Annotated in this window: 5 protein-coding genes; 3 read left to right on the plus strand and 2 right to left on the minus strand. The window is 50.8% G+C overall.

Features of this window, described 5'->3' with window-relative positions; translation table 11 throughout:
• Positions 1–448: agmatine deiminase family protein (locus BOW51_RS08170; RefSeq protein WP_167367286.1), on the minus strand; the 448-nt coding region annotated here is incomplete at its 3' end.
• Positions 449–491: 43 nt separating this feature from the next.
• Between BOW51_RS08170 and BOW51_RS08175 the strand changes: the two genes are divergently transcribed.
• Positions 492–1,739, plus strand: coding sequence for a lipoprotein-releasing ABC transporter permease subunit (locus BOW51_RS08175; RefSeq protein ID WP_078477257.1), 1,248 nt, complete (start codon positions 492–494; stop codon positions 1,737–1,739).
• On the plus strand, positions 1,732–2,412 hold the full coding sequence (locus BOW51_RS08180; RefSeq protein WP_078477258.1) for an ABC transporter ATP-binding protein: 681 nt from the start codon (positions 1,732–1,734) through the stop codon (positions 2,410–2,412). The genes BOW51_RS08175 and BOW51_RS08180 overlap by 8 nt, the downstream gene beginning before the upstream one ends.
• Here BOW51_RS08180 and BOW51_RS08185 read toward each other — a convergent pair.
• Positions 2,376–2,930, minus strand: coding sequence for a DUF2062 domain-containing protein (locus tag BOW51_RS08185; protein WP_078477259.1), 555 nt, complete (start codon positions 2,928–2,930; stop codon positions 2,376–2,378). The genes BOW51_RS08180 and BOW51_RS08185 overlap by 37 nt on opposite strands.
• Positions 2,931–3,201: 271 nt before the next feature.
• On the opposite strand from BOW51_RS08185, the gene BOW51_RS08190 reads away from it, so the two are divergent.
• Positions 3,202–3,867 carry a ComEC/Rec2 family competence protein gene (locus BOW51_RS08190; RefSeq protein ID WP_078477260.1) on the plus strand — a complete coding sequence of 222 codons (666 nt, stop codon included), beginning with the start codon at positions 3,202–3,204 and terminating at the stop codon, positions 3,865–3,867.
• Positions 3,868–3,940: the final 73 nt, after the last annotated feature.

Below are 3,940 nucleotides of genomic sequence, written 5' to 3' on the forward strand. Positions count from 1 at the left end.
GTGCACTGGAGTGCATTTTTTTAAACAGGCCATTGCTGAAGAGATTGGCGCTGACAGCATCATACGGCTGTGAGGCATATTTTCCGCCCCAGGCATTGAAGCGGAAATCGATGAGTGATGCTTCGCCCTCCATATCGACAGATAAAGGACCGTAATCCCTGGTCCAGGTATCGTTGCTATCGTCGATAACAAACAGGGGTTTGCGTGCAGCCTGTGATAACCGGGATGCAACATGCTGTCGCTGCTCACTGTCGTGAACAAGGATAATTAATTCCTGTCGTGCAAGAATGACGATCGCAATCTCCACGTAATTGCGTTCACTCTCAGCCAGGGTCTGCTGCCAGTCACTTTTGTCGTGAGGCCAGGTGATCAGTACAGCATCCTGTGCCTCCCATTCAGCCCTGAACCTGGTTGTAGGCCAGACACTATTCTTTATAGAGTCTGTCATCGAAACATCTCGCACAATTTAACCAAGTGTTTATAATCATCGCATGTATCAGCCATTCGAATATTTTCTTGGATTTCGCTATACGCGTTCAAGAAGAAAAAACCATTTTATCTCTTTTATCTCCATGACATCGATGCTTGGCATCACGGTTGGTGTCATGGCGTTGATCGTGGTGATGTCTGTCATGAACGGTTTTCACAAGGAGATTCGCGAACGCATCCTCGGAATGGCTTCGCATGCCACCATTACTGCATTTGAAGGCGGCCTGGCAGAATGGCCCGATGCGATGCGACTCGCCGGAGAACACCCGAAAGTAATAGGCGCAGCTCCCTACGTGGAGATGCAAGTCATGACGGTACGTGGTGAATCCGTCTCCGGCGCAGTGATACGTGGTATAGATCCCTCGATGGAGGCGCAGGTCTTGGATGTCGGAGAGCATATGAAGTCAGGCTCCCTTGAGACACTCAACGCTGGCGACTACAGTATTGTACTGGGCTCTGAATTAGCCCTGAAACTTGGTGTGACAGTCGGTGACAAGGTAACGGTTGTCGCCCCGACATCGATGGTAACCCCGGTGGGCACCATACCGCGTCTCAAGCGCTTTACCGTATCCGGACTGTTCGAGGGCGGCATGGGTGAATATGACAGCGGTGTCGGTATCGTCCATATAAGAGATGCAGCAAAACTGGCACGCCTGGGTGACTCGGTGACAGGTGTACGCCTGAAAGTTGAAGACCTGTTCGAGGCACAACAGATTTCACGGGAACTTGCGGAAAGCCTGCCCAATCTCTACTACGTCAGCGACTGGTCAGACCATCATCGCAACTTCTTCCGTGCCCTGAAGATGGAGAAGCGCATGGTCGGCCTGCTGCTCGCCTTGATCGTTTTAGTTGCCGCCTTCAATATCGTCTCCATGATGGTGATGGTAGTAACGGAGAAGCAGTCTGATATCGCGATCCTGCGAACACTTGGGGCATCATCTCGCAGTATCCTGAAAATATTTATTGTGCAAGGCGCCGCGATCGGCGTGCTTGGAGTCGTCCTCGGAGTAATACTCGGCGTTTTGCTGGCACTCAATGTCGAATCTATCGTGGATACATTCGAGCGTATATTTAACCTGCAGTTTATCGATCCCGATCTCTACTACATCAGCAAGTTGCCATCTGACCTGCACTGGGATGATGTTGCAATGACAGCTGTGGTCGCTTTTATTATCACGCTTGCAGCAACGCTCTATCCGGCCTTGCGTGCATCAGGTATTCAGCCGGCCGAGGCACTACGCTATGAGTAATATCGTGCTTCAGTGCAGGGAGCTGCATCGCAGTTTTGTCGATGGGGAAACCAGTATCGAGGTCCTCAAGGGCGTCAATCTTGAACTCCACAAGGGCGAGAGCATCGCTATTATCGGTAGTTCCGGTTCCGGAAAAAGCACCTTGCTTCATTCACTTGGAGGACTAGACCAGGTAGACAAGGGTGAAGTCTCAATTACCGGTGTCTCACTGGCGCAGCTGCGTAGCGATGAACTCAACAGGCTGCGCAACCGTGAACTTGGTTTTGTTTACCAGTTTCACCATCTTCTGGCTGAATTAAGTGCGTTGGAAAATGTTGCCGTACCACTTTTAATCCGCGGACTGGACAAGAATGAGGCAGCACAACAGGCACGTGAATGGCTCACAGCCGTGGAGATGGACCACCGCCTTACCCACAGGCCGGCACAACTCTCTGGCGGTGAACGTCAACGAGTTGCAATTGCACGTGCCTTTTGCGGTGATCCCGTCTGCATAATGGCAGATGAGCCAACCGGCAATCTCGATGAGGAGAATGCAGAACGTATCGTCCAGTTAATGTTGAAGCTTGCACATGAACGCAACACCGCCTTTGTTATCGTGACCCACGATAGAAGACTAGCTCAGCGAATGGACAGGATTTATCGTTTGACAGACGGGCGCTTACTCGCAGAGTGACGGTTTTTCAGGCGCAGACGGCTCTGCTTCCAACGCTTGACAACATGCAGACGCCACAGCAGGTGAATGCCGTAATAACCGATGAAACCGGCAATAATCGCACCTGTCAGGCCACCGATTGCCAGTGGCAACCAGATTTCTGACAACACGGCCCTGAACCAGTCGATCGAAACGTCGTGTGGGAGGTCCATCGCTTCTGCCCCGATCATCCAGCTTCCTAGCAGGTAGAGCAGGTAGAAAACAGGAACGATGGTGAGCGGATTGGTGATCCACACCAGGGCGAAAGAGATTGGCAGGTTGGCCCGCCAGAGAATCGCTGTTATGGAAGCAAAAATCATCTGCATGGGCATCGGGATCAAGGCCCAGAAAAAACCGACAGCAAAACCCTTGGCAACTGACTCGCGGTTGAGATGCCACAGATCATGCGCATGCAGATGCGAACCGAGAAATTGCAAGTGCCTGTGATTTCTCACCTTCTCGGCATCTGGGGTATAGCGACGGATAAAGTTTCTTGGCACGGCCCATTTCCAGCTCGTCAGTCTTACCAGAATATCCTAAACTATTAATTGGCGAAAGATCGCTACGGCGCTTTTTTATTTCATAAAGATAAAGGAACCGCTGATCAAGTCATGAATTTTGACCTTGCCGCCAGAATACGCCATTTCTGCGTTGCAAATCTTCGCAATAGCGCTGCTATTACGTGCGATTCGCACCTTGATCTGACACATTCTGATCGGCAATCTCTTCATGCAGACTTAATCAGAGGCTCCTAAACAAAAGGTTTCAAGGATGAAACTAGGACTCTGTGCAGTCTCCCTCGTACTTGGCATGCTCTCGCTCTCGCTTTTCCAGGAGTTGCCCGGACTCGCCTGGTTTCTACCTGCAGGCTTTGTGCTGATTCTTTTGCTACTTTTCAGAAAGGCCTTGCCGCTGAGCTTTCTTCTTGCCGGTTTCCTGTGGGCAGGAGTAGATGGGCATGGTTATATCGATTCAAAACTGCCAACCCAGCTACATGGCACAGATTTCACAATAACCGGCAAGGTAAGTAGCTTTCCCAAGGGAGGCAGCCAGCGCATCGCCTTTCTTGTTAACAGCAATGCACCTGTTTCAGAGAAATGGCAGGGTGGTCAAATTCGCCTCAGCTGGAGAGATCCTGTTTCTATTCCGATGCCTGGTGAAGAGTGGGCTTTCAGGGTACGCATGTTCACACCCTCAGGCATGCTCAACCAGGGAGGCTTCGATTATGAACGCTGGCTCTATACTGAAGATATTGTCGCGACCGGCTACGTGCGCGGTGATGCACAGCAACTGAATGATGGATTTGTTTCAGTTGATGGTGTCAGGCGCTATTTCAGGGAGCGTGTCGACACGCTTGCGAATCAACAACAGAAACAGGCGGGCGGTCTGCTCAAGGCATTGTTGACCGGAGATGAGCCTGTAGATAATTCTGTGTAACTGCCCTGTTCAAATATGGTCAATGAGTCGATCTTCAAACTCGATCATAAAACGATTTAACGCTGCTTTCCAG

The organism is Solemya elarraichensis gill symbiont, from assembly GCF_002021095.1.
GTDB lineage: Bacteria > Pseudomonadota > Gammaproteobacteria > Chromatiales > Chromatiaceae.

Coding starts and splice junctions, on each gene's coding strand:
- BOW51_RS08190 (WP_078477260.1), top strand. CDS start 3,202: ATGAAACTAGGACTCTGTGCAGTCTCCCTCGTACTTGGCATGCTCTCG.
- BOW51_RS08175 (WP_078477257.1), top strand. CDS start 492: ATGTATCAGCCATTCGAATATTTTCTTGGATTTCGCTATACGCGTTCA.
- BOW51_RS08180 (WP_078477258.1), top strand. CDS start 1,732: ATGAGTAATATCGTGCTTCAGTGCAGGGAGCTGCATCGCAGTTTTGTC.